This window comes from Myxococcus sp. CA033, from assembly GCF_013336625.1.
GTDB lineage: Bacteria > Myxococcota > Myxococcia > Myxococcales > Myxococcaceae > Myxococcus > Myxococcus llanfairpwllgwyngyllgogerychwyrndrobwllllantysiliogogogochensis.
Window position 1 is genome coordinate 316249 of record NZ_JABUMU010000002.1, and the last position, 22725, is coordinate 338973.

20 protein-coding genes are annotated in these 22725 nt (G+C 69.8%); 9 read left to right on the forward strand and 11 right to left on the reverse strand.

Translation table 11 applies throughout. From position 1 onward, the window contains the following. Nucleotides 1-21: 21 nt before the first annotated feature. Nucleotides 22-2769 carry a CHAT domain-containing protein gene (locus tag HUA78_RS07305; RefSeq protein WP_174475951.1) on the reverse strand — a complete coding sequence of 916 codons (2748 nt, stop codon included), beginning with the start codon at nt 2767-2769 and terminating at the stop codon, nt 22-24. A gap of 441 nt (nt 2770-3210) precedes the next feature. Here HUA78_RS07305 and HUA78_RS07310 point away from each other — a divergent pair, with 441 nt between their 5' ends. After that, nucleotides 3211-4029: a class D beta-lactamase gene (locus HUA78_RS07310; RefSeq protein WP_174475952.1), complete on the forward strand. Its 819-nt coding sequence runs from the start codon at nt 3211-3213 to the stop codon at nt 4027-4029. A gap of 84 nt (nt 4030-4113) precedes the next feature. Here HUA78_RS07310 and metK read toward each other — a convergent pair whose 3' ends face one another. Further along, nucleotides 4114-5295 (reverse strand): methionine adenosyltransferase, encoded by a 1182-nt coding sequence (gene metK, locus HUA78_RS07315; RefSeq protein ID WP_141640487.1) that lies wholly within the window; start codon nt 5293-5295, stop codon nt 4114-4116. A 228-nt stretch (nt 5296-5523) separates the two neighbouring features. Here metK and HUA78_RS07320 point away from each other — a divergent pair, with 228 nt between their 5' ends. The 5 genes from HUA78_RS07320 to HUA78_RS07340 all read left to right on the forward strand — a co-directional run bounded on the left by HUA78_RS07320 (nt 5524) and on the right by HUA78_RS07340 (nt 12348). After that, nucleotides 5524-6099: an ABC transporter substrate-binding protein gene (locus HUA78_RS07320; protein ID WP_174454270.1), complete on the forward strand. Its 576-nt coding sequence runs from the start codon at nt 5524-5526 to the stop codon at nt 6097-6099. 106 nt (nt 6100-6205) lie between these two features. Continuing rightward, complete coding sequence (locus HUA78_RS07325; protein ID WP_174454269.1) at nt 6206-8356, forward strand: site-specific recombinase; 2151 nt, start codon at nt 6206-6208, stop codon at nt 8354-8356. A 126-nt stretch (nt 8357-8482) separates the two neighbouring features. Further along, nucleotides 8483-11155, forward strand: coding sequence for an RND family transporter (locus HUA78_RS07330; RefSeq protein WP_174475953.1), 2673 nt, complete (start codon nt 8483-8485; stop codon nt 11153-11155). A gap of 75 nt (nt 11156-11230) precedes the next feature. After that, entirely contained in the window at nt 11231-11830 is a 600-nt protein-coding gene (locus HUA78_RS07335; RefSeq protein WP_141647093.1) for an MXAN_6521/LA_1396 family lipoprotein, read from the forward strand. A gap of 11 nt (nt 11831-11841) precedes the next feature. Further along, complete coding sequence (locus HUA78_RS07340) at nt 11842-12348, forward strand: MgtC/SapB family protein (protein WP_174454267.1); 507 nt, start codon at nt 11842-11844, stop codon at nt 12346-12348. A 7-nt stretch (nt 12349-12355) separates the two neighbouring features. On the opposite strand, the gene HUA78_RS07345 is transcribed toward HUA78_RS07340, so the two are convergent. Genes HUA78_RS07345 through HUA78_RS07375 form a run of 7 tightly spaced genes read right to left on the reverse strand, consistent with a single transcriptional unit; the run spans nt 12356 to nt 17396 of the window. Then, the gene (locus HUA78_RS07345; RefSeq protein WP_254623661.1) at nt 12356-12772 is read right to left on the reverse strand and encodes a hypothetical protein; all 417 of its coding nucleotides are present in this window, start codon (nt 12770-12772) and stop codon (nt 12356-12358) included. Nucleotides 12773-12809: 37 nt separating this feature from the next. Further along, nucleotides 12810-14624: a phosphoenolpyruvate--protein phosphotransferase gene (gene ptsP / locus HUA78_RS07350; RefSeq protein ID WP_141647095.1), complete on the reverse strand. Its 1815-nt coding sequence runs from the start codon at nt 14622-14624 to the stop codon at nt 12810-12812. A 46-nt stretch (nt 14625-14670) separates the two neighbouring features. Then, nucleotides 14671-14949, reverse strand: coding sequence for an HPr family phosphocarrier protein (locus HUA78_RS07355; protein WP_141647096.1), 279 nt, complete (start codon nt 14947-14949; stop codon nt 14671-14673). A gap of 20 nt (nt 14950-14969) precedes the next feature. Then, nucleotides 14970-15737 (reverse strand): PTS system mannose/fructose/sorbose family transporter subunit IID, encoded by a 768-nt coding sequence (locus tag HUA78_RS07360; RefSeq protein ID WP_141647097.1) that lies wholly within the window; start codon nt 15735-15737, stop codon nt 14970-14972. Continuing rightward, nucleotides 15734-16450 (reverse strand): PTS sugar transporter subunit IIC, encoded by a 717-nt coding sequence (locus HUA78_RS07365; protein WP_174454265.1) that lies wholly within the window; start codon nt 16448-16450, stop codon nt 15734-15736. Before HUA78_RS07365 ends, HUA78_RS07360 begins: the two co-directional genes overlap by 4 nt. A gap of 4 nt (nt 16451-16454) precedes the next feature. Beyond that, nucleotides 16455-16940, reverse strand: coding sequence for a PTS sugar transporter subunit IIB (locus HUA78_RS07370; protein ID WP_141647099.1), 486 nt, complete (start codon nt 16938-16940; stop codon nt 16455-16457). A gap of 33 nt (nt 16941-16973) precedes the next feature. After that, nucleotides 16974-17396, reverse strand: coding sequence for a PTS sugar transporter subunit IIA (locus HUA78_RS07375; RefSeq protein ID WP_141647100.1), 423 nt, complete (start codon nt 17394-17396; stop codon nt 16974-16976). A 417-nt stretch (nt 17397-17813) separates the two neighbouring features. Between HUA78_RS07375 and HUA78_RS07380 the strand changes: the two genes are divergently transcribed. From HUA78_RS07380 to HUA78_RS07390, 3 genes are all read left to right on the forward strand, one after another. Further along, a complete protein-coding gene (locus HUA78_RS07380; protein ID WP_141647101.1) occupies nt 17814-18311 on the forward strand; it encodes a peroxiredoxin in 498 nt (165 codons plus the stop codon). A 515-nt stretch (nt 18312-18826) separates the two neighbouring features. Then, nucleotides 18827-19897 carry a M35 family metallo-endopeptidase gene (locus tag HUA78_RS07385; protein ID WP_371745519.1) on the forward strand — a complete coding sequence of 357 codons (1071 nt, stop codon included), beginning with the start codon at nt 18827-18829 and terminating at the stop codon, nt 19895-19897. 121 nt (nt 19898-20018) lie between these two features. Then, nucleotides 20019-20585: a protease gene (locus tag HUA78_RS07390; RefSeq protein ID WP_141647103.1), complete on the forward strand. Its 567-nt coding sequence runs from the start codon at nt 20019-20021 to the stop codon at nt 20583-20585. A gap of 38 nt (nt 20586-20623) precedes the next feature. Here HUA78_RS07390 and HUA78_RS07395 read toward each other — a convergent pair whose 3' ends face one another. Together HUA78_RS07395 and HUA78_RS07400 are read right to left on the reverse strand one after the other, a co-directional pair. Further along, nucleotides 20624-21712: a 6-phosphofructokinase gene (locus HUA78_RS07395; protein ID WP_141647104.1), complete on the reverse strand. Its 1089-nt coding sequence runs from the start codon at nt 21710-21712 to the stop codon at nt 20624-20626. 89 nt (nt 21713-21801) lie between these two features. Next, a complete protein-coding gene (locus HUA78_RS07400; RefSeq protein WP_141647105.1) occupies nt 21802-22722 on the reverse strand; it encodes an NAD+ kinase in 921 nt (306 codons plus the stop codon). Nucleotides 22723-22725: the final 3 nt, after the last annotated feature.

Genomic DNA, 22725 nt, shown 5'->3' on the forward strand with positions numbered 1-22725 from the left:
CCAGGCGGGCCCATCCCGCCTTCATTCAAAAACCAGGACGGAGCGCACCCAACTGCGAGGGTCTCGCCGCATCCACGTCATCCGCACATCTCGCAGGGCATTGGCCGCGCGCGCTCCACGCTGAATCCGCTCACGCACCTCATTGAAGAAGGGTCCCGCTTCGGCATCGGGCACGTCCACGGTCGCCGCGAGCACGGTGCGCGCCCCCGCATCCAGGAAGGCGACGGGCAGGCTGAAGCGCTCATATGTCCAGGTGACGCCATGCGCGGCCCGGCACGCCGCCAGGATGACCAGGGGCTGGCCTCGCAGCTTCGTCGCACGCACTTCGCCCGCGGTGAGCGCATAGCGACCGTTCGACTCGGGCGACAGCACCAGCAACGACGCCTCGGACACATCCGGGTTCATCAGCCCGTGGGCATGGACCTCGATTTGCGTGGCGTCCGCCATCGCCTCCAACACGCGTGAAGGCGTGGCCTGCCGTCCCAGCAACATCGTGGCGTCATCCCCGGGCAGCCCCGTCCACCCGCCGAGCGCTGGCAGCCCCAGCGACGCGGGCGCCTGCACCTCCGCCACCACCAACCGACGTCCCGTGCTCGGTGCCGGTTCGGCCGGCCCTGGCCTGACAACATGGTAGGCCCACGCCACATCCTCGGGCAGCAGCCCCGCTCGGCCATGAAGCGGAGGACGCGCCACCACGTCCACCGCCGGGCAGGCTCGCAGCATCGTCGTCACCGACTCGGGCACGAGTCCCTGAAGCTCCTCATCCAGGGGCGCGCGGCGGCTGGCATCGTGATGCTCCACGAGCTGCCCCTCCGGTCCTCGCGCCAGCACGAGGGTCCGCTCGACATCCACGGTGACGGCCAGGACACACCGCTCGGGAAGCGGGCCGCCCAGCTCCTCGCCGAAGAGTCGGAACGCCTGTTCGGACTCTCCGGCCCGGGCCGCCGCGAAGAGCAGGGACGTGTAGCTGTAGGCGCGGGCCTTGCGCGCATCGACGCTGGTGGAGGGAAGGCGCTGCGCCTCGGCGATGGACCGCCGCAGCAACGCCTCGCCCCGCACCCTGTCCTGCTCCACGAGGAAGCGCCCTTCGATGTGCGTGAGCAGCGCCGCCTCGCCCGGGGTGAGCGTCCCCTGCTGGCGCCGCTCCGACATCCCCGCCACGAGCCGAGCATCCTGTTCCGGGTCCGGCCGCAACCGCGCCAGGTCCGCGAGCGTCTTCGCGCCCGAGAGCAGCAGGGGCGTCTTGCAGGAGAGCGCCTCACGCATGCGCTCCCGGGCCGGCGCCACGGACAGATTCCCCAGCAAGGCCAGCGCGTCGTTCGAGCGGACGAAGTGGCGGATGGTGCAGTCCTCGGGACGCTGCGCGAGCGCCTCCTCCAGATAGGCCCGTGCCTGCGCGCCATCACCCTGGTAGCGGGCGAGCTGTCCGAGATGGAGCAGCAGTTGCGCCTCGCCCCACCTCGGGTCCGTGCGGTACAGGGCGCGCGCGGCCTGCAGGTGACGATGGGACTCCGCCAGCCGGTGGAGCTGGCGATAGAGGTCGCCCAGGTCCGACTCAATCGGGATGCAGCGGTAACCCAATGGATGTTCCTGGCAGAGCGCGGCAGCGGCCAGAAGGTGTTGCTCCGCCTGGAGCAGCTCTCCTCGGGAGATGGCCACCCTGGCGCGCTCGTGCTCCAGCAGGAGCGTGAACCACGGGTCCCCCAATCGCGCGACGAGCGGGGTGAGTTCGTCCAGGCGCTCCGCCACCTTCCCCTCGCGCACCAAAGCCCCCAGGTACAGGTCCAGCTCGCCAGCGCGCCGCAGCTCGTCCAGGAACGCGGCGAGCCCCCCGGCGACCTCGTGCGTGCGGTACAGCTCCAGGTAGCGACGGGCCAGGGGCGCGCGGACGAGGAAGTCCCGTCCGCTCGCCCAGCGGAGGGCATCTCGCAGCACCGTGCCACCGTCGCGTGCATCCAGGACCGTGGCCGCCGACTCCAGGGCGCGCAGCCGCTCCAGCGAGGGCGCCGCGCGGATGGCCTCGTACAGGAACATGCGGAAGATGCCGGGATGCGCCTGGAGGACCTCGGCGGACACGGGCTCGCCCTGAGTCACCAGCGCCTGTCCTAGCGCCGACGGCTTGCGCCAGTCCTCCGTGCTCATCAGCCGAGCGCGCGCCGCGTCCGCGCGGGTCCTCGCCTCCGCCGCCCAGCCCGGCTCCCCCAGCGCGGCCACGGCGTCGAAAGACAGCGCGGCGAGTGCCCACAGCTCCAGGTCTCGCAGCACGAGCGCCCGATTCCACAGCGCCTGCGCATGCGTCGGCCGCGCCGTCAGCACGCCCTCCAACAGCGCCAGCGCCGTGGCGGAGTCTCCCTGGTCCAACACCATGATGGCCCTGTCACTGGCCACGTCCGGAGACGTCCCCGCCTTCGCCAGATAGGGCGCCGCCAGCTCCGTGTCGCGGCGCACCAGATAGGCCGCCGCGAGCCCCTGCATGTCGCCCTCGGCCTCCAGCCGCGCCAGCTCACGCAGCGGCGCGGGAGTCGGCCCGCCGGCATCCCCCGAGCGCAGCGGTCCGTAGGGACGGTGTACATCCGCGCCGGGATAACTCACCCGCGCCTCCAGCGTGCGCACTGGAGCGCCCGTCAGGAACAGCTCCGGCGACACAGGCTCGGAACGTTGCCGCGAGCGCACGCCGGCCACGACAGCGGCGGCTCCCGCGACACCCACCACCACCACGAGCGCGGCCCACCTCGGCCGCGGAATCCAGGACCAGGACCCGTCATCCACCGCCGTACTCCCCGCGTATGTGCCCTGGCAGCCCATGCCCACCCAACGGCGGGTCGCCAGAATCTTCCCGCCGGGACGCTACGCCGCTTCTTTCGTCATCGCGATGCCGCCGCGACGCGAGCGCGGTCGATGTTGACGAGCGCGGCTTCGCTTCAGGGCTGACGTCACCTGCGCCGCGTGCCCAAGCCCGTGGCCCCGGCCCGGGTGCGAGGAGGAACGGGCCGAACAAGACGCGCACGAAGGAGCGCACCCCAGGTGGGCACACGACGCGGGCTTCGAGCCACGAGCCCGTGGACGAGGCGCCACGGCTTCGTGTCCGGAGGACCACGCGACCTACGGGTTCCAACTCACGCGCCTCGCAACGAACCCTGGCCCGAGCCTTGCTCTCGCCCCGGCCCCAACGCGCGAAGCTCGGCCCACGTCGCGCGGAATCGGAGCCCCATGTCCCGCAGCCCCTCGACACTGCTCGCCCTCATCACCCTCGCCACCACGAGCGCGCTCGCCGCCGCGCCGAAGGCTCCAGCGGCCCACCCAGGCTGTTTCCTGTTGATGGACCTGGAGACAGGCAAGGTCACTCGCAACGACGCGGTGAAGTGCGCCACGCGGCTGCCGCCGGCCTCCACCTTCAAGGTGCCCCATGCGCTCATCGCCCTGGAGACCGGCGTCGTGGCGAGCGTGGACGAGGTGCACAAGTGGGATGGCACCAAGCACTCCATCGCGATGTGGAACCAGGACCAGACGCTGGACACGGCCATGCGCCGCTCCGCGGTGTGGTTCTTCCAGGGCACGGCGAAGCAGTTGGGCCGCGAGCGCATGGAGGACTGGCTCGGCCGCTTCGACTACGGCACGAGGGACGCCTCCGGCGACATCACCCTCTTCTGGCTGGGAGGCCCGCTGCGCATCTCTCCCGACGAGCAGCTCGACTTCCTCGCGCGCATGTTCCGGGGCCAGCTCCCCATCAGCCCGAAGGTGCTGGAGCAGGTGAAGGGCACGATGACGCACGGGCCAGACACCGTGGCCAGCGTCCGCGACGGCATCAACCTGGGCGGCCCCTGGAAGGACGGCGCGGTGCTGAGCGCCAAGACGGGCTGGTACCCGAACAAGTCCGGTGACGTCACCTGGCTGGTGGGCCACGTGGCCTCGCCCAAGGGACGCCACGTCTTCGTCAGCGCCGTGCGCTCTCCCGCGGGCAAGGCCCCGTCGCGCTCACCGGCACTCGCGTCGGCAATCGACGCGCTCAAGGCGCACGGGCTGCTCTGAAACGACGATGGGCCGCCCCCATGGTGGGAAGCGGCCCATCTCGGTCCCGCGTCAGCCCCCATCAGCGGGGCGAAGGCGCGGGTTTCAAACCACCTTCAGGCGACGACCCGTGGAGGTGCTGTTCGCCGCATCCCGGAGCGCGTCCTTCTTGTCCGTGCGCTCCCAGGTGAACTCCTTCTCCGTGCGGCCGAAGTGCCCGTACGCGGCGGTCTTCTGGTAGATGGGCCGCAGCAGGTCCAGGTGCTCCGTGATTTCGCGCGGCTTCAGGCCGAACGTGTTGCGGATGGCCTTGGCGATGCGCTCCTCGGGAACCGTGGCGGTGCCGAAGGTCTCCACCATGACGCTGACGGGCTCGGCCACGCCGATGGCGTAGGAGACCTGCACCTCGCAGCGAGTCGCCAGGCCCGCGGCCACGACGGTCTTCGCGATGTGGCGCCCCATGTACGCGGCGGAGCGGTCCACCTTGGACGGGTCCTTGCCACTGAAGGCGCCGCCACCGTGACGGCCCATGCCGCCGTAGGTGTCGACGATGATCTTCCGGCCGGTGAGGCCCGAGTCGCCCATGGGGCCACCCACCACGAAGCGGCCCGTGGGGTTGATGTAGAACTTGGTCTTGTTGTCGATGAGCTTCTTGGGGAGCGCCTTCGCGATGACGTCCTCGCGGATGGCCTCCTGGATCTTCTTGTTGGAGACGTCGTCCGAGTGCTGGGTGGACACCACCACCGCGTCGATGCGCACCGGGCGGCCCTCGCGGTACTCCACCGTCACCTGGCTCTTGCCGTCGGGACGAAGCCAGTCGTGCTGCTTGCGGCGCACGTCCGCCAGCTTGCGGGTCAGCGCGTGGGCGTAGTGCAGCGGGGCGGGCATCAGCTCCGGCGTCTCGTCGCACGCGAAGCCGAACATCATGCCCTGGTCACCGGCGCCCTGCTCCTTCTTGTTGTCCACGCCGCGGGCGATGTCCTGGCTCTGCCCTTCGATGGCCACCATGACGCCGCAGGTGTTGCCGTCGTAGCCCATGGAGCTGTCGGTGTAGCCAATCCGGCAGATGGTGCTGCGGACAATCTTGGGGATGTCCACGTAGGTGTTCGTCGTCACCTCACCGGCGACGATGGCGAGGCCCGTCTTGACGAGCGTCTCCACGGCGACCCGCGCCTGCGGGTCCTTGGCGATGATGGCGTCGAGGACACCGTCGGAGATCTGGTCGGCGATCTTGTCCGGGTGGCCCTCGGTGACGGATTCGGACGTGAACAGGTAGTCGGTAGGCATGTCGTCTCAGTGCAAGGGGGGCGCATACCGCGCGCGCGGGCGGACACTAAAGTGTGGTCCCAAGGGAGTCAAACAGACATCCGGGCCGCTTCATTCGGGTGTCCGACATGCAGGGCGACCGGGCATGGTGCCCGCCCGCCAGGCGTCTGGGGTTGAATTTCGCGAAGCGCCCAGCGTTCTCCTGGGCTAACAGAACGCCGAGCATTCCCTGTGGAGGACTCGCCCGACATGAACGCCCGCTTCCGTACCCTCTCCCTCCTGGTCGCCTTCACCCTGTCCATGCCCGCGCTCGCCGCGGCCCCGAAGAAGGACGACCCTGTCGTCAAGCCGGTGAAGACGGTGGTGTCGTCCGTGCGCTACGAGCGCGACGCGGCGGCCCTCAAGCTCTTCGGGGGTGAGGAGCAGGGGAAGTACCTGCTTGGCGACGCGTGGGCCAAGGGCACCGACGAGCAGCGCAAGGAGTTCGTCACCCTCTTCCACGGCCTGTTCGCGAAGATCGCCTTCCCGCGCGTGCGGGAGAACTTCAAGTCGCTGGAGGACATCGTCTACTCCCCCGCCGAGGTGACGGGCAACGAGGCCACGGTGGACTCGGTCGTCTTCATCAAGCACCCGCTGAAGACGCAGGAGATGAAGCTCAAGTACCGGCTGGTGAAGGACGCGGCCGCGTGGAAGGTCGTGGACGTGACGGTGCTCGGCTCCTCCATGCTCCAGGACATCCGCGACACGCAGGTGCAGCCGCTGCTGGCCCAGGGCGGATGGGACCTGCTGCTGGGGCGCATGCGGCAGGAGCTGGCGAAGAAGTAGTCGCCGCGCCCACTCCCGACGGCCGGGCCACCAGGCCCTCGGCCGTCGGAGGGGTTCCGAGGGGGCGACGCATGGCGTAGTCTCGCCCTCCCCTCTCGTCGGGTCGATGACCACCACCTCCTCCTCCGCTCAGCTCTCCGTGAGCCGCACCTCCCACGCTCCTTCCGAGCGGGAGGTGGACGCGTTCTGCGTGCAGTACGCGCCGCGCGCGCCCGGGCACCCCGCGGTGAGGGACTTGTACCGGCTCCTGCGCGACGTGCCCGAGGACGGCCTGGAGTCGCGGCTGGACTGGGTGGAGCGCTGGATGGCGTGGCTGCGCGAGCGCATCCCCGCCCACGGGCTGGTGGACGCCACCGAGCCGGAAGCGCCCCCCACCGACACCCGCCTGACGCTGATGGTGCGCATCATGGAGGGCGAGCCGGCCATGCGGGCCGCGGTGACGCACCTGGTCTCCGCAGTCTGCGATGGCAGCCGGGGCCTGAAGCTCTTCGCGCAGGTGGGCCTGCCCGCAGGCCAGGGCTTCTTGTCGGAGGCGTCCGACCGGCTGGCCCGCACGCTGCTCCCCTCCCCGCCGGAGCCCGGCAAGCTGTCGGAGCTCCTGCTGCGGCTGTTCCCCGTACCGGAGGACGCGGTGTGGCTGGCGCTGCTGTCGCCCGCACTGCTGGCGAAGCTCGCGTCACTGGTGGGCGAGCCCCGGCCGCCGGACCCGATGCCCGCCGCCCGCGTGCGCGCGGACCTGCTGGACGCCCTGATGTTGCTGGCGGTGCAGACGGCGGCGCTGGGGACCATGGAGGACGTGAGGGAGCGCGCCCCGGAGACGGCCTTCCGCGCCTCGCCCTTCCTGCGGCTGCGGATGGTGTGCGACGCGGTGCTGGCGCGCGACGCGGCGGCGGACACGATGAGGGACCTGGCCACGTGCGTGGACGACTGCCGCCTCGTGGTGGGCAGCGTGTCACGGCACCTGGAGGCCTCGGGCGTCAGCGTGGACCTGGTGTACCGGCTGGAGCGCATCCGCCGGAGCCTGGAGCGCATGGAGGCCATCGCCCGCGTGCTGGGCGCGCCCCGGGGTGAGCCGCGCTGGCGCGAGGCGCTGGGGCTCCTGTCGGACCTCTTGCGGCGCGCGCACGCGGACCGCTCCGTGGGCGAGCTGGTGCGGCGCAACGTGCGGATGCTGGCGCGTAAAATCATCGAGCGCGCGGGTCACTCCGGCGAGCACTACATCACCAGCACCCGCTCGGAATTCCACGCCATGGTGCACTCGGCGGCGGGCGGCGGGCTGGTGACGGCCATCGCCGTGGCCCTCAAGTTCGCCCTCACCGCGCTGGCGCTCGCGCCGTTCTTCTCGTTTCTGGCCGTGGGCCTCAACTACGCGGTGGCCTTCCTGCTCATCCAGGCCCTGGGCTTCACGCTGGCCACCAAGCAGCCCTCCGTCACGGCGGCCACGCTGGCGGGCGCGGTGGGCGAGGGCGCCCGGGGAGACCGGCTGTCGAGCCTGGTGGACATCATCCCCCGCATCACCCGCTCGCAGCTCGCCGCCTTCACCGGCAACCTGGGCTGCGTGCTGCCCGCCGCGGTGGCCCTGGCCCTGGCGTGGCAGGCCGCGCGGGGCACGCCCTTCCTCTCCCCCGCCAAGGCCCAGGCCACGGTGGCCTCCATGCACCCCTGGCGCAGCGGCGCGCTCCCATACGCGGCCCTCACCGGCGTGCTGCTCTGGCTGTCCAGCGTGGCGGGCGGGTGGATGGAGAACTTCGTGGTGTACCGGCGGCTGCCGGAGGCCCTGGCCCACCACCGCATGCTGCGCCGCGTCCTGGGGGTGGGCGGCGCGCAGCGGCTCGCGGACGGGCTGGTCCACGCGGCGTCGGGCCTGGGCGTCAACGTGACGCTGGGCTTCCTGCTGGCGCTGATGAGCGTGCTCGGGCGCTTCTTCGGGCTGCCCCTGGACGTCCGTCACGTCACCTTCGCGCTCGGCTCGCTGGCCATGGCCGGGGGCGCGCTCGGCCCCCAGGCGGTGCTCCAACCCGACTTCCTCATGGCCCTGGTGGGCGTGGGGCTCATCGGGGTCATGAACTTCACCGTGTCGTTCTCGCTGGCCCTGGGCGTGGCCGTCCGGGCCCGTGACGTCCCCCTGGGAGAGGCCCTGCCCTTCCTGCGGGCGGTGGGGGTCCGCTTCCTCGCCGACCCCCGCTCGTTCTTCCTGCCCCCCCGCGCCCCGCCCGAGCCGCTGCCCGCCGCCCTCCCCGTGGAAGAGGGGCGCTGAGGGCTCGTCGGCACCCTGTCAAATATTCCCGAAGCCGCCTGGCGGGCTTCCCCGTGGCCAGGAAGCCAGCCGGGCAGGTGGGCCGTGCTTCCGGGGCAGCGCGTTTGTCGGTAGGGTCGCCCGCGAATGAGCGGCGCTCCTCGAAACCCGAACTCGCATTCTCGCTTCGCCTACGCCTTCGCCGAGCTGCTGGTCCGTCGTCCAGGCACCATCCTGGCCGTACTGCTGACCCTGCTCGCCGTGTCCACGTGGGCCACGCTGAAGCTGCGCATCAACTCCAACCAGCTCGACCTCATCTCCCAGGATTTGCCGGAGGTGAAGGACGTCAAGCAGGTCATCGACATGGTGGGGGGCAGCGGCTTCTTGATGCTCGCCCTGCGCTCGACGGACGAGGCCGCGATGAAGCGGACCGCCGACGACATCGCCGGCATGCTCGAGGCCGACAAGGAGAACGTCCGCACCGTCTCCTACAAGCTGCCCGTCGAGTTCATCCAGCAGAACATGGTCCTCTTCGTGAAGACGGAGGACCTGGTCGAGGGCAAGCGCCGCATCATGGCCTTCCTCGAGGACAAGCTGCGACGCAGCAACCCCTTCTACATCGACATGGGCGCCACCAAGCCGGTGGAGCTGAACATGCAGGACCTGGTCGACAAGTACTCGTCCGTCGGAAAGAAGAGCATCCGCGACGACTACAACATCTCCAGCGACAAGAAGATGGTGCTCATCCTCGTCAAGCCGATGTGGGACACCACGGAGATTGGCAAGACGAAGGACTACCTCGACAAGCTCAACAAGGACCTGGCCGCGTACTCCACGCAGGCGGGCAAGGTGAAGCTGGTCGAAGACTACAAGCTGATGGGCGACTCGAACCTCATCGCCTACGGCTACACCGGCTCGTACAAGACGACGGTGGACGACTCCTTCGCCATTGAGGAGTCGCTGCAGCCCGTCACCGTCATCGCGCTGGTGACCATCTTCGCCATCACCATCCTCTTCTTCCGCAAGCTGGCGCCGACCTTCATCGTCGTCAGCGGCACGGTGATTGGGACGATTTATACGCTGGGCTTCACCTACGCGACGATTGGCGAACTCAACATGATTACGTCCATCCTGGGCGGCATCCTGATGGGGTTCGGCATCGACTACGGCATCCACTTCACCTTCCGCACGAGGCTGGAGCTGGGCGCGGGCAAGCCGTACGACGTGGCCATCATCGACGCCTTCGTCAACGCGGGCCGCCCCGCTGCGGTGGCCGCCATCGTGACGGGTGGCTCCTTCTTCGTGCTGATGGTGAGCGAGTTCCGCGGCTTCTCCCAGTTCGGCTTCCTGGCCGGCTGCGGCACGCTCATCCTGGGTCTGACGCTCTTCGTGTGGAGCGCGTCGCTGCTGGCGCTGGTCGGTCGCATCAACCCGGAGTGGCCCAAGAAGCTCATCGGCGAGATGAAGCCGCCGCCGGTCAACTCCTCCAGCGGCCAGGAGCTGCGCATCCCCCGTCCCGGCCTGGTGCTGGGCGTGAGCACCGCCATCGTCGCGCTCATCTGCGCCGCCGCCGTCCCCTGGGCGGGCACGGGCGAGCCGCCCGAGGGCGCACTGAGCTTCTTCGACCGCGTGAAGCACGGCGTGGGCTTCAACTACAACACCCGCGCGCTCATCCCGGACGGCATGTCGTCGGTGCTGCTGCAGGACGAAATCAACGTCCGCTTCAACATCTCCAGCGACCCGATGGCCGTCTATACGAAGGACCTGGACGAGGCGGAGGGTGTGTACCGGGAGCTGACGCAGAACGCGCACAAGTACCCGTCCATCGACCAGGTGGTGAGCATCTTCACCTTCGTGCCGCCCGAGGCGACGGCGAAGGCGAACGAGAAAGTGCTCCAGGAGTGGAAGCAGGACATGGCCAACCTGGAGGCGCGCGGCTTCTCCATCTCCGCGCTCCCGCCGGACATGCAGGACAAGGCCACCTTCTTCATGAAGGTGCTGGATGCGAAGCCCTTCGACGTGCACGGCGTGCCGGACAACTACAAGGCCCAGTTCAAGAACCTGCCCACCGCGCAGAACAAGGGCTACCTCACGTTCATCTACTCGAGCGTGGACCTGTTCGACGGCCAGAAGATGATGCAGTTCGCGGACGAGACGCGCGGCATCCCCGTCACGTACAACCCGGGCCGCTTCGACAAGGACGACTTCGACCCGCCGGGCCCCACCGCGCAGAAGGAGTTCCGCGCCGCGGGCGCCACCCAGCTCTACGCGAAGCTGGCGCGCATCGTCCTCTGGGACGGCAAGGTGACGGTGGTGCTCACGGCGCTGTGGATTCTGGCCATGCACTTCCTGGACTTCCGCAACGCGAAGCTGGCGCTGGCGTCGGTGATTCCGCTGGGCGTGGGCGTGGCGATGATGCTCGGCATCATGTCGCTGACGGGCCTGCGGCTGAACTTCATGAACATCATCATCCTGCCCATCCTCCTGGGCTTCGGGGTGAGTCACGGCCTGTACCTCCTGCATCGCTTCCTGGAAGGCACCTCGCCGCTCGTCGCCCTGCGCAGCGTGGGCGCGGCGGTGGCGTCCTCCACGCTGACGGCGGTGGCGGGCTTCGCGGCGCTGCTGGCCGCCAAGCACAACGGCCTGCGCTCCATGGGCATGGTGGCCTGCATCGGCCTCATCACCACGCTGGTGGTGTCCTTCACGGTGCTGGCCGCGGTGATGCAGCTCATGCATGACCGGCGGCGGCGCGAGTCGGCCCCGGGGGGAGATGCGCCCCAGGCCGGCGGCGGCGAGGACAGCTCGACGCGGGCGGCCTGAAGCACGCGGTACGCGTCACGCAACGGCGCGGTAACGAGGCCCCCTTCACCCGAAGGGGGCCGGGAGAGGGACATCATGAGGATGATGCGATGGGCGCCCCTGCTCGGGCTGGGGCTGTTGGCGGGTTGCTCCGCGGTGAAGACGCACCGCGTACGAGGCGACTACGCGCAGGTGGACCGCAAGGCGACAAAGCGACTGGTGGTGGTGGCGCAGCCGCTCCCGGACGAAAAGCCCGCGGTGGGTGAGCTGTGGAGCCTCATCGCCCGCCAATGGGTGAACCAGAACCGCGACTTCATCGTGAAGGACAACGTCGCGCTGCCGGGCCGGCCCTCGGACACCACGTTCAAGGGGCTGTGCGTGGAGGGCGTGGAGGGCGTGCTCTGGCTGGACCCGAGTGTCAGCCTCAAGGGCGACGGCGCGGAGGCCGAGGTGAAGGCCCAGCTGTTGCGGTGCACCGACGGCCAGGAGGTCTGGGCGGCGGAGGCGGCGGGGAGCTGGAGCTCTCGCGACGAGGACTACGCGGCGCGCGTGACGAAGTTCAGCGAGGAGCTGGGCGAGGAAGTGGCCCCCTACGTCGTGCCCACCACGAAGCTGTTGGCGGCCACGCTGGAGACGCTGCCCAATCCCGAACTGACGGAAGCGGACAAGGACGAGAAAATCGAGCTGGGTGAGTAGGCTCGTCCCTCGTGGACGAGACACTCATCGCCCTGCGGCTCTGCGTCGCGGCGCTGCTCGGCGCCGTGCTCGGCCTGGAGCGGGAGCTGCGGGGGCAGGCCGCCGGGCTGCGCACGCACATCCTCGTCTCCCTGGGCGCCTGTCTCTTCACGCTGGCCAGCGTCTTCGTCGAGTGGACGCTGGGCGGCGACTCCCCGGACGGCTCGCGCGCGGACGTCAGCCGCATCGCCAGCCAGGTGGTGGTGGGCATCGGCTTTCTGGGCGCGGGCGCCATCATCCGCGACCAGGGCCAGGTGAAGGGCCTGACGACGGCGGCGAACCTGTGGCTCACCGCGTCCGTGGGGCTGGCCACCGGCATGGGCTTCCACTGGGCGGCCGGCACCACGGTGGTCATCGCGTTCCTGGCGCTCGCGGGCCTGCGCCCCCTGGAGCGCGCCATCCGACGACATCGTGTCCGCAAGGGGCTGAAGGTGGAGGGCGGGATTTCCGACCGCCCCGACGAGGAGGGCCCGGACTGAAGCGCGGTTACCGGTCCAGGTCTCCGGGTATGACGCCCAGCGCGCCCGTCGCGTCATGGTGGAGGACGGCGTGGCGGGCCGCCTCTCCGCGCGCCTCCAGCACGTCCGGGCGGACCCCTGGCAGGCTCGCCAGGTCCTCGCGCAGGTACACGTCGTCCCGGTCGATGTCCGACACGTCCGAGAAGGCCACCCGGTGGTCTCTCGGGAAGTAGCTGCCTTTCTCGATGAGGAAGCCCATCTCGTCGACGGAGACGATGAGGCCCAGGTTCTCCCCGTCCCTGTCCCGCGCCGTCATGCCCTTCTGGATGTCCGCTGGATTGAACACGCCCGCCTCCCAGGTCAGGTGTTCGACCTGCTGACTTGAAAGCTGGGCATGGCCCACGCGCTCCGGCATGGGCCACCCGCCGGGCAGCCAGACGGGCAAGCCCCCGCACCACGCCCCGGCCGAGGGCGTGGGGGTTTCAGCCCGTGGTGCGCCCGGAAGGCGCGTCACCGGTCAGCTCCGGCGCGCGGTCCGGCGTGTCGACGAAGCGCCGGTCCATCTCCGTGCGCATGAAGCGCTCGATTTCCTCGGCGGTGGTCAGCTCCATCGCCTCGCGCAGCAGCTCCGCCGCGTCCACGCGGCTCACCCGGCGGATGAAGCGCTTCACGGCCGGAATCTGCCCGGACGTCATCGACAGCTCGTCGAAGCCGAGCGCCAGCAGCACCAGCGTGTAGAGCGGGTCTCCCGCCATCTCCCCGCACATGGACACGGGGATGTTGGCGGCCTTCGCCGCGCCGACGATGGTCTCCAGCATGCGCAACACGGACAGGTGCAGCGGCCGGTAGAGGTAGGCGACCTCCCGGTTCTGGCGGTCGATGGCCAGCGAGTACTGGATGAGGTCGTTGGTCCCCACCGAGAAGAAGTCGGCCTCCTGCGCGAGCCGGTCCGCGATGATGGCCGCGCTCGGCGTCTCCACCATGATGCCCACCGGGAAGCGCTTGCCCACGGGCAACCCCGCGCGGCCCAGCTCGGTGCGGCACGCCTCCAGCTCGCTCCGGGCCTCGCGCAGCTCGCTCACCCCGCAGATGAGAGGGAACATCAGCCGCAGGTTGCCGTGCACGCTGGCGCGCAGGAGCGCGCGCAACTGCGTGCGGAACAACTCGCGGTTGGACAGGCAGTAGCGGATGGCCCTCAGGCCCATCGCCGGGTTGGGCTCCTTCTCGTGCTTCGTCTTGCCCGGCACCTTGTCGCCGCCCAAATCCAGCGTGCGGATGGTGACGGGGCGTCCGCCCATGGCCTCCAGCACCTGACGGTAGGCGCGGTAGTGCTCCTCCTCCGTCGGCGCCGTCTTCCGGTCCAGGAACATGAACTCGGTGCGGTACAGGCCAATGCCCTCCGCGCCGTGCGCCAGGAGCGACGGAATCTCCTCCAGGAACTCCATGTTCCCGTTGAGCCGGATGCGGAAGCTGTCGGTGCTGATGGCCTCCAAATCCTTCGTCGCCAGCGCGACCTGCTCGGCTTCCTGGTGACGGCGCTGCTCCTCGCGGAAGCTCTGGAGCTGCTCCTCCGTGGGGTTGACCAGGATGATGCCCCGGGTGCCATCCATGGCCACCAGGTCCCCGGGGGAGATCTGCTCGCTGGCCCTTCCAGCGCCCACCACCGCGGGCGTCTCGCGCGCACGGGCGACAATGGCCGTGTGGCTCGTCTGGCCGCCCAGGTCCGTCACGAAACCCGCCACCCGACCGCTGCGCGCCATCATGGCGGCGTCGGCCGGGGGCAGGTCATGTGCGACGACGATGGCCTCCGCGGGGACTTCCACTTCCTCGTCCACCACCTGGCCCATCAGGTTGCGGATGATGCGGTCGGCGACGTAGTCCACGTCGGAGCGCCGCTCGCGGAAGTACTCGTCCGGGATGTTGTCGAAGAGGTGCTTGATTTTGCGGGCCACGCGGCGGACGGCCCACTCGGCGTTGATGCGGTCCTCGACGATGAGCTGGTTGACGGCGTCCACCAGCATCGGGTCGTGGAGCATCAGCCGATGCGCCTCCAGGATGAGGGCGTGGTCGGAGCCCTCGGTGCGCGTGATTTGATCCTTGAGCTCGGCGAGCTGGCGGTCGGACAAGTCCACCGCCGTCTTCATCCGCATCCGCTCGGGCTCGACTTCCGCCTCCGCCAGCCTCAGCTTCGGCGTGCGGATGCGTTTGCGGTCCAGGATGAAGGCGTGGCCTACCGCCACGCCGGGTGAGGCGCCGATGCCCATCAACCTCAGTGTGGGAGTGGCCTGGCTGCTCACGTGTCTTTCTTCCCTCCGAGTCCTACCGCATTTTCATTCTCACCCGTCACTTCGACTCGCCAAAACGGTCGGCGATGAGCTTTGCCAGCTCCTGGAGACACGCCTCGGCGTCGTCTCCCTTACACGTCAGCTTCACCTGGACCCCCTGGGCCGCCGCCAGCATCAGCACGCCCATGATGGACTTGGCGTTGGCCCGCTGACCCTGGGCCTCGATGAGGACGTCGCTCTTGAAGCGGTTGGCCACCTTGACCATCTGCGCCGCCGCCCGGGCATGGAGCCCCAGCTCGTTGATGATCTCGTATGTTCCTACAGCCTCGGTTGCCATCGCGACTCCTACCTCTCGTCTTAAAGGAAGGCACCCGCCGCGCCGGCCAATATCGCCGCGAGGTAGAGCACCACGTAGTTGGGCACCCGACGGCTGACCAGCACGTAGGATGCAACCCCCAGGGCCAGGCACCCGGCCGCCAGCAGGGGCGCATGCGCCCCACCCGCGTTGGCCCCAAAGGACACCGCCAGCCAGGCCGCGAGCCCGCCAGCGCACAGCGCCGCCACCGTCCTGAGCCGCGCCCCCCGGGCTGGCAGGTTCGCCCGCGCCACCGCCTCCACCAGCCGGTCTCCCAGGGTGAGCCCCAGCCAGTACAGCCGCACCCGCAGGAGCAGGTGCACCAGATTGTAGAACACCAGGAACACCGGCACCGCCCACAGCCCCATGAGCGGCACCAGCGCGGCGCCCACCGCCCCGGCCGCGGGCTTGAGCGACAGCCAGAAGAAGCCGTCCCCCAGCGCGGCCAGCGGCCCCATCAGCGCCGCCTTGAAGGCCACGACCTTGTCCGGGGTCTCCTCGCCCCGGGCGATGCGCTCCTCGTGGAAGACGACTCCGCCGACGATGGCCGCGGCCACGTAGGGGTGGGTGTTGAAGAAGACCAGGTGCCGGCGGACGGCCTCCTCGCGCGCGGCGCCGGACGCGTACAGCCGCTCCAGTGCGGGGAAGACGGCGTAGGCCAGCCCCAGGTTCTGCATGCCCTTGGGGTTCCACGAGGCCTGGAGGAAGAGCGAGCGCATGAAGACGCGCAGCAGCACCGTCCAGGGCAGCGGGGCGTCGGGAGCGCTCACGTGCGCTCCTGGAGCAGGAAGAAGACGACCGTCACCGTCACGGCCGCCGCGCCCAGCGCCGCGTAGAGCGGAGCGCGCCTGGCGTGGCTGCCCTGCGCGGCGATGGCCGCCGCCACGGAGGCCATGGCGGGCCACGCCCACGCCAGCCCGCGCACGAGCATGGGGGGCATCGCCTGGAGCAGCGGCTCCACGAAGAAGCCGGCGAGCGCGCACAGCGACGTCAGCACGCCGTACACCACGAAGTGCGGCCACATGCCCCACAGGTTCTGCCGCATGGCGCGCGTGAGGTCGCCGGCCTCCGCGGACGACAGGGCCACGCGCGCGAGCCTCGCCGTATACCCCTCCAGCAGCCGGTCCGCGCGCCGCCCCACCCGGCCCATGCCGATGAAGAGCAGCACCGCCAGGGACCAGATGGCCGGCGTGGAGCCCGCGCCGGAGGCCAGGGTGATGGTGCCCGCGGCGGCGCTGGTGGCGGTGGCCGCCAGGGTGTCGTTCTCCGGCAGCGCCGCGCCCAGGTTGGCGGTGCCCAGGAAGAACAGCTCCAGCAAGAGGCCCACGCCCAGCCCGGAGGGCACGTCATTGAGGAGCAGCCCCATGACGGTGGCGGCCACGAGCGGCCGGGACAGCATGGCCTGGAGGAACGCCTTGCGCTCCACGGCCACCAGTCCGCCCCACACTCCCGCCAGCGCCACCTGGGTCCAGACGACGCTCACGCGCTCACCCGGCCTTCGCCCACCGCTCGGACAGGTCCGGCAGCTCCACCGGCTTCTCCGCCGGCACCGCGCGCGCTTCCACGCGCACGCCCTGCTCCGCCAGCTGCTGGAGGGTGCGCAGCTCCGCCTCCGCCAGGAACACGGACGGGGACACCTGCCGCCGGCCGGTGCCGAAGTGGACGTTGCCCAGGTTGAGCTCTCCCAGGTTCAGCCCGTGCGCGTACGCGAAGGGCACGGAGGCCACGTCGCGCAGGAGCACCAGCGTGCGCACCCCGTCCTTGGACAGGGCCGCGAAGTCCACCTGGGACAGGGGGAGAATCTGCACCTCGATGGCGCTCTGCACCGCCAGCGCCATGGCGGCGCGGATGAGCGGGCTGGAAGCAGCCTCGTCATCCGCGACCACGACGCGGGACACCTTGAGGTGGGGCAGCCAGGCCTCGACGACCTGGCCGTGGATGAGGCGGTTGTCGACGCGGACCAGGGTGATCACGGCAGTCTCGAATCGCCGACCCGCGCGGGTCCGTCAAGTTCGCGGTTGCTGCTGGGCCTCGCGAAGCAGGGCGGATGCACAGGTGATGTTGCGCTGACCATGGGATGCCAGCTGGTTGGCCATCTCAGGGAGGGTGAGCTGCTCGGAACGAAGCGAGTTGGCCTTGAGGAGCATGGGCAGGTTGACGCCCGCCAGGACCTCCAGGTTCATGCGCTGACACATCATCAGCGACTCCTTACAAGGCGTACCTCCGAACAGGTCCGCGAGGATGATGACACCGTCACCGGTGTCCACGCGCGACACTGCCTGCTTCATCTTCGCGCGGATGTCCTCGACAGGAGTCCCCGGCTCGATGTTGCAGGTTGCCACCGCGGGGAGTTTCCCCACGATCTGTTCCGCGGTGGAGACCAGCTCCTCCGCCAAACGCCCGTGCGATGCGACGACGAGGCCGACCATGTTCACTCCTGACCAACCCCCCGGAGATCGCGTCCTACGCCTGAACACGACGTTGCGCAACTCCGGCGAAAGTTTCCGCCCTGTACCCTAGATAAGCTCTCACGTCTTGTCTCGAAAGGTAAGACGCCATTGCCTCCCGTGCCCGAAATTTCGGGTCCGGCCTCGCGCAGGGCTGTCGCCTGCCGGACGGGGGAGCGCCGTCGCATCCCCCACGTTCATGAGATGCGGAGGGGGTGGTGGAGATGCTTCGCGCCAACAAGCGCGCGCCCACGCCCCCCACACCCTCGGGCAGCGAGGGTGCAGGCACCCCACTCAGTGGGAGGGCTCGTCCGCAAGCTCGCCCCTCCCCTCGGGGCATGGTTGACTGCCACACCTGGGGCACGCCGGGCCCCACCTCCGGCGATGCGGGAGGACTGCGTGGCGAACCAGAAGCTGCTGAAGGCCGGGGATGCGCTGCCGGACGTGACGCTGCCGGGAGCGGGCAACCAGCCGGTGCGCCTGCGCGACCTGGCGGGGCAGAAGGTGCTCGTCGTCTACTTCTATCCGAGGGACGACTCGCCGGGTTGCACGGTGCAGGCGTGCGGCTTGAGAGACCAGTACGAGGACTTCGTCGCGGCGGGCGCGGAAGTGGTGGGCATCAGCGGTGACTCCTCCGCGTCCCACCAGGGCTTCGCCGCCAAGCACCGCCTGCCCTTCGTGCTGCTCAGCGACGAGAAGGGCGAGGCGCGCCAGGCCTTCGGCGTTGGCACCTCCTTCCTGGGCATGCTCCCCGGCCGCGTGACGTTCGTCGTGGACCGCGCCGGAGTCATTCGCGACAGCTTCGAATCCCAGATTCGCGTGGGCGAACACGTGCGGCGCTCCCTGGAGCTCGTCCGCTCGCTCGCCGGTGAAGCCGCTCCCGCCACAGGGAAGTGATGGGGTGGATGCGCGGGTGCGCGCCTCGGAATGTCGCGGCCGCACGGGCGCGTCCCATGCGCGAACACGTTGCGCGGCCCCCGGGGCAGCGCACCCCCGCTCCACCGCGCCAACCCCGCGAAGCGCCTGGGTTTCCGCCCGCGTAAAGCCCGTGGCCCATGCCTTGCTCTTGTGTCCGGATGCCACGCGATGACCGCGCGGCACGACGCAAGGAACACGGCCATGAACACCCAACCCGAAAGCTTCTACGACACGGTCCTCTTCGCGCTCGGCCCCGTCGTCCTCGGCTACGCCGCGTGCATGGTGGCGCTGCTCGTGTCGTACGCGCGCCCCTAACCACGCCCACGTGTCGGGGCCTGGACGGGATTCCTTGGGAAGAGATATAAGCAGAATACCGCGACAGGACCGCATTCTCTGAATGAGGGCCGCCGCGCACTCCGCGAAGTCACTCCCAAGCATTCCCCGAAAGGAAGTCCGACATGAGCTTCAGCTCAGGTGGTCGCCTCAATTGGTGGATGGGTGCAGTTGTCAGTGTCTCGCTGCTGGGTGCCTGTGGTTCGCCAGAGGAGCGGGCGGGAGAGGTTCCCGTCGAGGGCGAGACGGCGCGAGACGCGGTCGCCGGAGATGTCGCCGTGAAGTTGTCCACGCCGCGCCAGTCGCTGGCCGCGCGTGAGGGCGTGAGCGTGACGGTGACGCTCACCAACGTGTCGAAGGACACGGTGCGCCTGCTCAAGTGGCACACGCCCACGGAGGGGCTGAAGGAGGACCTGTTCGCCATCACCGTGGACGGCGCGGCGGTGGAGTACCAGGGCCGGCACTACAAGTGGGCCACGCCGGTGGAGAGCGACTTCCTGCGCATGGCCGCGGGCGAGAGCGTCTCGTACACGGTGGACCTGGGCGAGACGTATGACTTCTCGCGCACGGGCAACTACAGCCTGCGCTACGACTCGGACGCGCACGACTCCACCGTGGGCCACGAGGGCATCTCCCAGCTGCGCTCGGACAGCCTGAACCTCTTCGTCGAGGGCCGCCCCTTCGTCGACCTGGGCGCCGACCAGGACGGCACCGTCTCCTCCATGGCGCTGTCCACCGCGAACTGCACGGCCGCGCGGACGACGCAGGTGACGACGGCGTTCGCCAACGCGAAGACGATGTCCACGAACTCCATCAACTACCTCGTCAATGGAGTGCCGCCGTACCTCCGGTACACCACGTGGTTCGGGACGTACAGCGCGGCCAACAAGACCATCGTCCAGAACCACTTCAACGCCATCCTGAGCGGCTTCAACAACCAGTCGGTCATCGTCGATTGTGGCTGCACGGACAGCGCCTACGCGTACGTCTACAAGAACCGTCCCTACCGCATCTACGTGTGCAACGCCTTCTGGCCCGCGCCCGCGACGGGCACGGACTCCAAGGCCGGCACGCTGATTCACGAAATCAGCCACTTCACCGTGGTGGCGGACACGGACGACCACGCCTACGGACAGAGCGCCTGCAAGAGCCTGGCGAACTCCAGCCCGACGAACGCGCGCGACAACGCGGACAGCCACGAGTACTTCGCGGAGAACACGCCCGCGCAGTAGTGACGGGCCTCCAGTGACATGATGTGACGCGAAGCGGGGGCGCGGCCGGGCGCCCCCGTTTTGTTTTCCGGGCGGCGCGAGGCCTCGGGCCCCACGCCGTCTTCCGAGGGCGGAGGAAACCATGACGCGTGGACATGTGGGCCGCATCGCGCTGCTGACCCTGGCCATCACCGGGGCGGGCTGTGCGTCGCGCAAGGAAGAGACAGCGCCGCCAGCGGACGCGCGGCAACAGGAGGAGGCAGCCGTGGCGAAGACGCTGGAGTGCTCGCTGAGCGGCCCCGCGCAGGTGAAGGCGGGTGAGCCGGTGGAGCTGGTGTTCAAGCTCACCAACCCCACGAAAGAGCCCCTGTACGTGCTCAAGTGGCACACGCCACTGGAAGGCATCCGCAACAACATCTTCACGGTGACACGCGCGGACTCGGCGGCGGAGCTCTCCTACGGAGGTCCCATGATGAAGCGCGGGCCACCGGATGCGTCCTCCTACGCGACCATCGCCCCCGGGGAGTCGGTGGAGGGCACGGTGGACGCGGCGCTCGCATACGGGCTCCAGGAGCCGGGCACCTACCGCATCACCTTCCGGGGACCGCTGATGGACGTCACCTCCGACCAGGCGAAGGTCCCCGCCCTCGCGGGCGAATACCACGACGTGGCGCTGAAGTGCCCCGAAGTCGTCGTGACTGTCACGTAGGTCGCGAGGTGGAGGCGCTCGGGGCGCTCGCGCGCGGGCTACAGCGCGAGCACGCCCTGCACGGACTCCATCATCCGCACGCGCCGCTGGGTGACGGGGCTGCTGCCATCCAGCAGCGCCGCCGTCTCCGCCAGCACCTGCTCCAGCGGATAGCGCTTCACGTACGGGTCCGGCGTCGTCTGGCCGCCGGGCACCGTGGACTGCCAGCCCACCATCAAGTCAGTGGCGCCCTCCAGCGCGGCCTCCACGGCGGCGAACGCGAGCCGGCCCGCAATCATCCGGTCATGGTGGGTGGGACTGCCGCCGCGCACCAGGTGGCCCAGCACCATGCCGCGCGCCTCCACGCCCTTCAGGTCCTTCAAGCGCTCCTGGAGCCGCGAGACGAGCAGCGGCGTGGGCAGCTCCACGCCCTCCGCCTTCAGCACGAGCACCCGGCGCTTGGTGCGCCCCTCCGCGAGGTTGCGCCGCACCAGGTCCTCCAGCGCCTGGAGGATGTCCGCCTCGCCCCTGCCCTGCTCCCGGAACAGCACCGCGTCGGCGCCCGCGGAGACGGCCGCCGCCATCGCCAGGTAGCCGCAGTGCCTGCCCATCACCTCGACGATGAAGGCCCGACGGTGGGCGCGCGCGGTGTCGGAGATGCGGTCGCACGCCTCCACAATCGTGTTGAGCGCGGTGTCCACGCCGATGGCGGACGCGCTGCAGCCGATATCGTTGTCGATAGAGGCGGGAATTCCGACGATGGGCGTCTTGCACTCGCGCGCCAGCAGGTGCGCGCCAGTGAGGCTGCCGTTGCCGCCGATGACGACGAGGCCCGACAAATCCTCCAGCCTCCGGGCCGCGTCCGCGCGCCCCTCCGGCGTCATGAAGCGCTGGCTGCGGGCGCTGCCCAGGATGGTCCCGCCCAACTGGCCGCTCGCATCCAGCTCCGGCTCCGGCACCAGCGGGCCACCCTCGCCGTCGGGCCGGGTCAGCTCTCGGAAGCGGCCCTCCATCAACCCCTCGTAGCCGAACTCCACGCCCAGCACGCGCACGCCGCGCACCGCCGCCACGCGCACCAGGGCGCGCAGCGCCGTGTTCATCCCCGGCGAATCCCCGCCAGACGTCATCACCGCGAGTGTCCTGGCCATGAGCCTCTCCTCGTGCGTGTTCCAGCGCGGGACGCCGCGAGCGTCCGTGAGGCCTCACCATAGCGCGAGGAACACGGCCCCCGTGAAGCTCAGCCCACCACCAGCCGCGCGCGCTGCCGCGCCGGACGGATGTGCGCCCGCGCCCCCGCGCCGAAAACCAGGAAGTCCTCTTCCATCCCGTCACTGAAGATGACGCCCCCCGACGGCATCCTCGACTCCAGCACCAGCTCCTGCTCCTCCGTCACGAAGCCGCCCACCACCTCCGCGCCCGAGTGACGACTCACGAAGGGCTCGCGCACCACGAAGGCCAGCCGGGGCTCCTCCCACCCCAGCCGCCACGGCGCGCCCGGCACGCCGCCCGTCTGCGCGGTGAGGCTCCGGGCCAGGGTGAAGATTGAGGACAGCCACCCGCTGGAGCCCGCCCCCGTGGACACCAGCACGCCACTGGACGACTGCGACTCCTCCTGTCCGCCATGGCTCAACCTGTAGCGCGCCGACACGTGCGTCCGGGCGCCGATGAACAAGTCATTGAAGGCCAACAGCCGCTGCCCATCCTCCAGCCGGGCCTCCGCCAGCGTGACGCCGCGCAGCCGGGCCTTGCCCTCGAGCACCTTGCGCACCGCGCCACGCGCCCCCGCAACTTCGTAGGGCAGGAGCACGCCATCGAAGCGCTCCGGGTCCGGATTCACGCCCACCAGCGGCTGCTCCCCCACGTACTTGGCCACGTTCGCCACCAGCCCGTCCTGCCCGGCGACCACCACGATTTCCTTCCCGCTGAAGAGGAAGGTGGGCACCAGGCCCCGGTCCACGTGCTGCACGGGAAGCCCCACGTCCAGCGAGTCGCGGAGCCGGTCCACCGCGCGCACGTAGGCTTCGTCCTCGCGCTCGAACTCCTCGAAGTCCTGCCCGGCGTGCTCCACGTAGAACTTCGCCTGCTTCTTCGTGTTGAAGCGCTCCACCAGCCCCGCCAGCCGTGTGCGGCGGGTGACGAGCAGGATTTTCTCGAACATGGC

Excerpts from the sequence above, each read along its gene's own strand:
- HUA78_RS07310 (WP_174475952.1), top strand. The coding sequence starts at position 3,211 with ATGTCCCGCAGCCCCTCGACACTGCTCGCCCTCATCACCCTCGCCACC.
- metK (WP_141640487.1), bottom strand. The coding sequence starts at position 5,295 with ATGCCTACCGACTACCTGTTCACGTCCGAATCCGTCACCGAGGGCCAC.
- HUA78_RS07320 (WP_174454270.1), top strand. The coding sequence starts at position 5,524 with ATGAACGCCCGCTTCCGTACCCTCTCCCTCCTGGTCGCCTTCACCCTG.
- HUA78_RS07325 (WP_174454269.1), top strand. The coding sequence starts at position 6,206 with ATGACCACCACCTCCTCCTCCGCTCAGCTCTCCGTGAGCCGCACCTCC.
- HUA78_RS07330 (WP_174475953.1), top strand. The coding sequence starts at position 8,483 with ATGAGCGGCGCTCCTCGAAACCCGAACTCGCATTCTCGCTTCGCCTAC.
- HUA78_RS07335 (WP_141647093.1), top strand. The coding sequence starts at position 11,231 with ATGAGGATGATGCGATGGGCGCCCCTGCTCGGGCTGGGGCTGTTGGCG.
- HUA78_RS07355 (WP_141647096.1), bottom strand. The coding sequence starts at position 14,949 with ATGGCAACCGAGGCTGTAGGAACATACGAGATCATCAACGAGCTGGGG.
- HUA78_RS07375 (WP_141647100.1), bottom strand. The coding sequence starts at position 17,396 with ATGGTCGGCCTCGTCGTCGCATCGCACGGGCGTTTGGCGGAGGAGCTG.
- HUA78_RS07385 (WP_371745519.1), top strand. The coding sequence starts at position 18,827 with ATGGGTGCAGTTGTCAGTGTCTCGCTGCTGGGTGCCTGTGGTTCGCCA.
- HUA78_RS07390 (WP_141647103.1), top strand. The coding sequence starts at position 20,019 with ATGACGCGTGGACATGTGGGCCGCATCGCGCTGCTGACCCTGGCCATC.
- HUA78_RS07395 (WP_141647104.1), bottom strand. The coding sequence starts at position 21,712 with ATGGCCAGGACACTCGCGGTGATGACGTCTGGCGGGGATTCGCCGGGG.
- HUA78_RS07400 (WP_141647105.1), bottom strand. The coding sequence starts at position 22,722 with ATGTTCGAGAAAATCCTGCTCGTCACCCGCCGCACACGGCTGGCGGGG.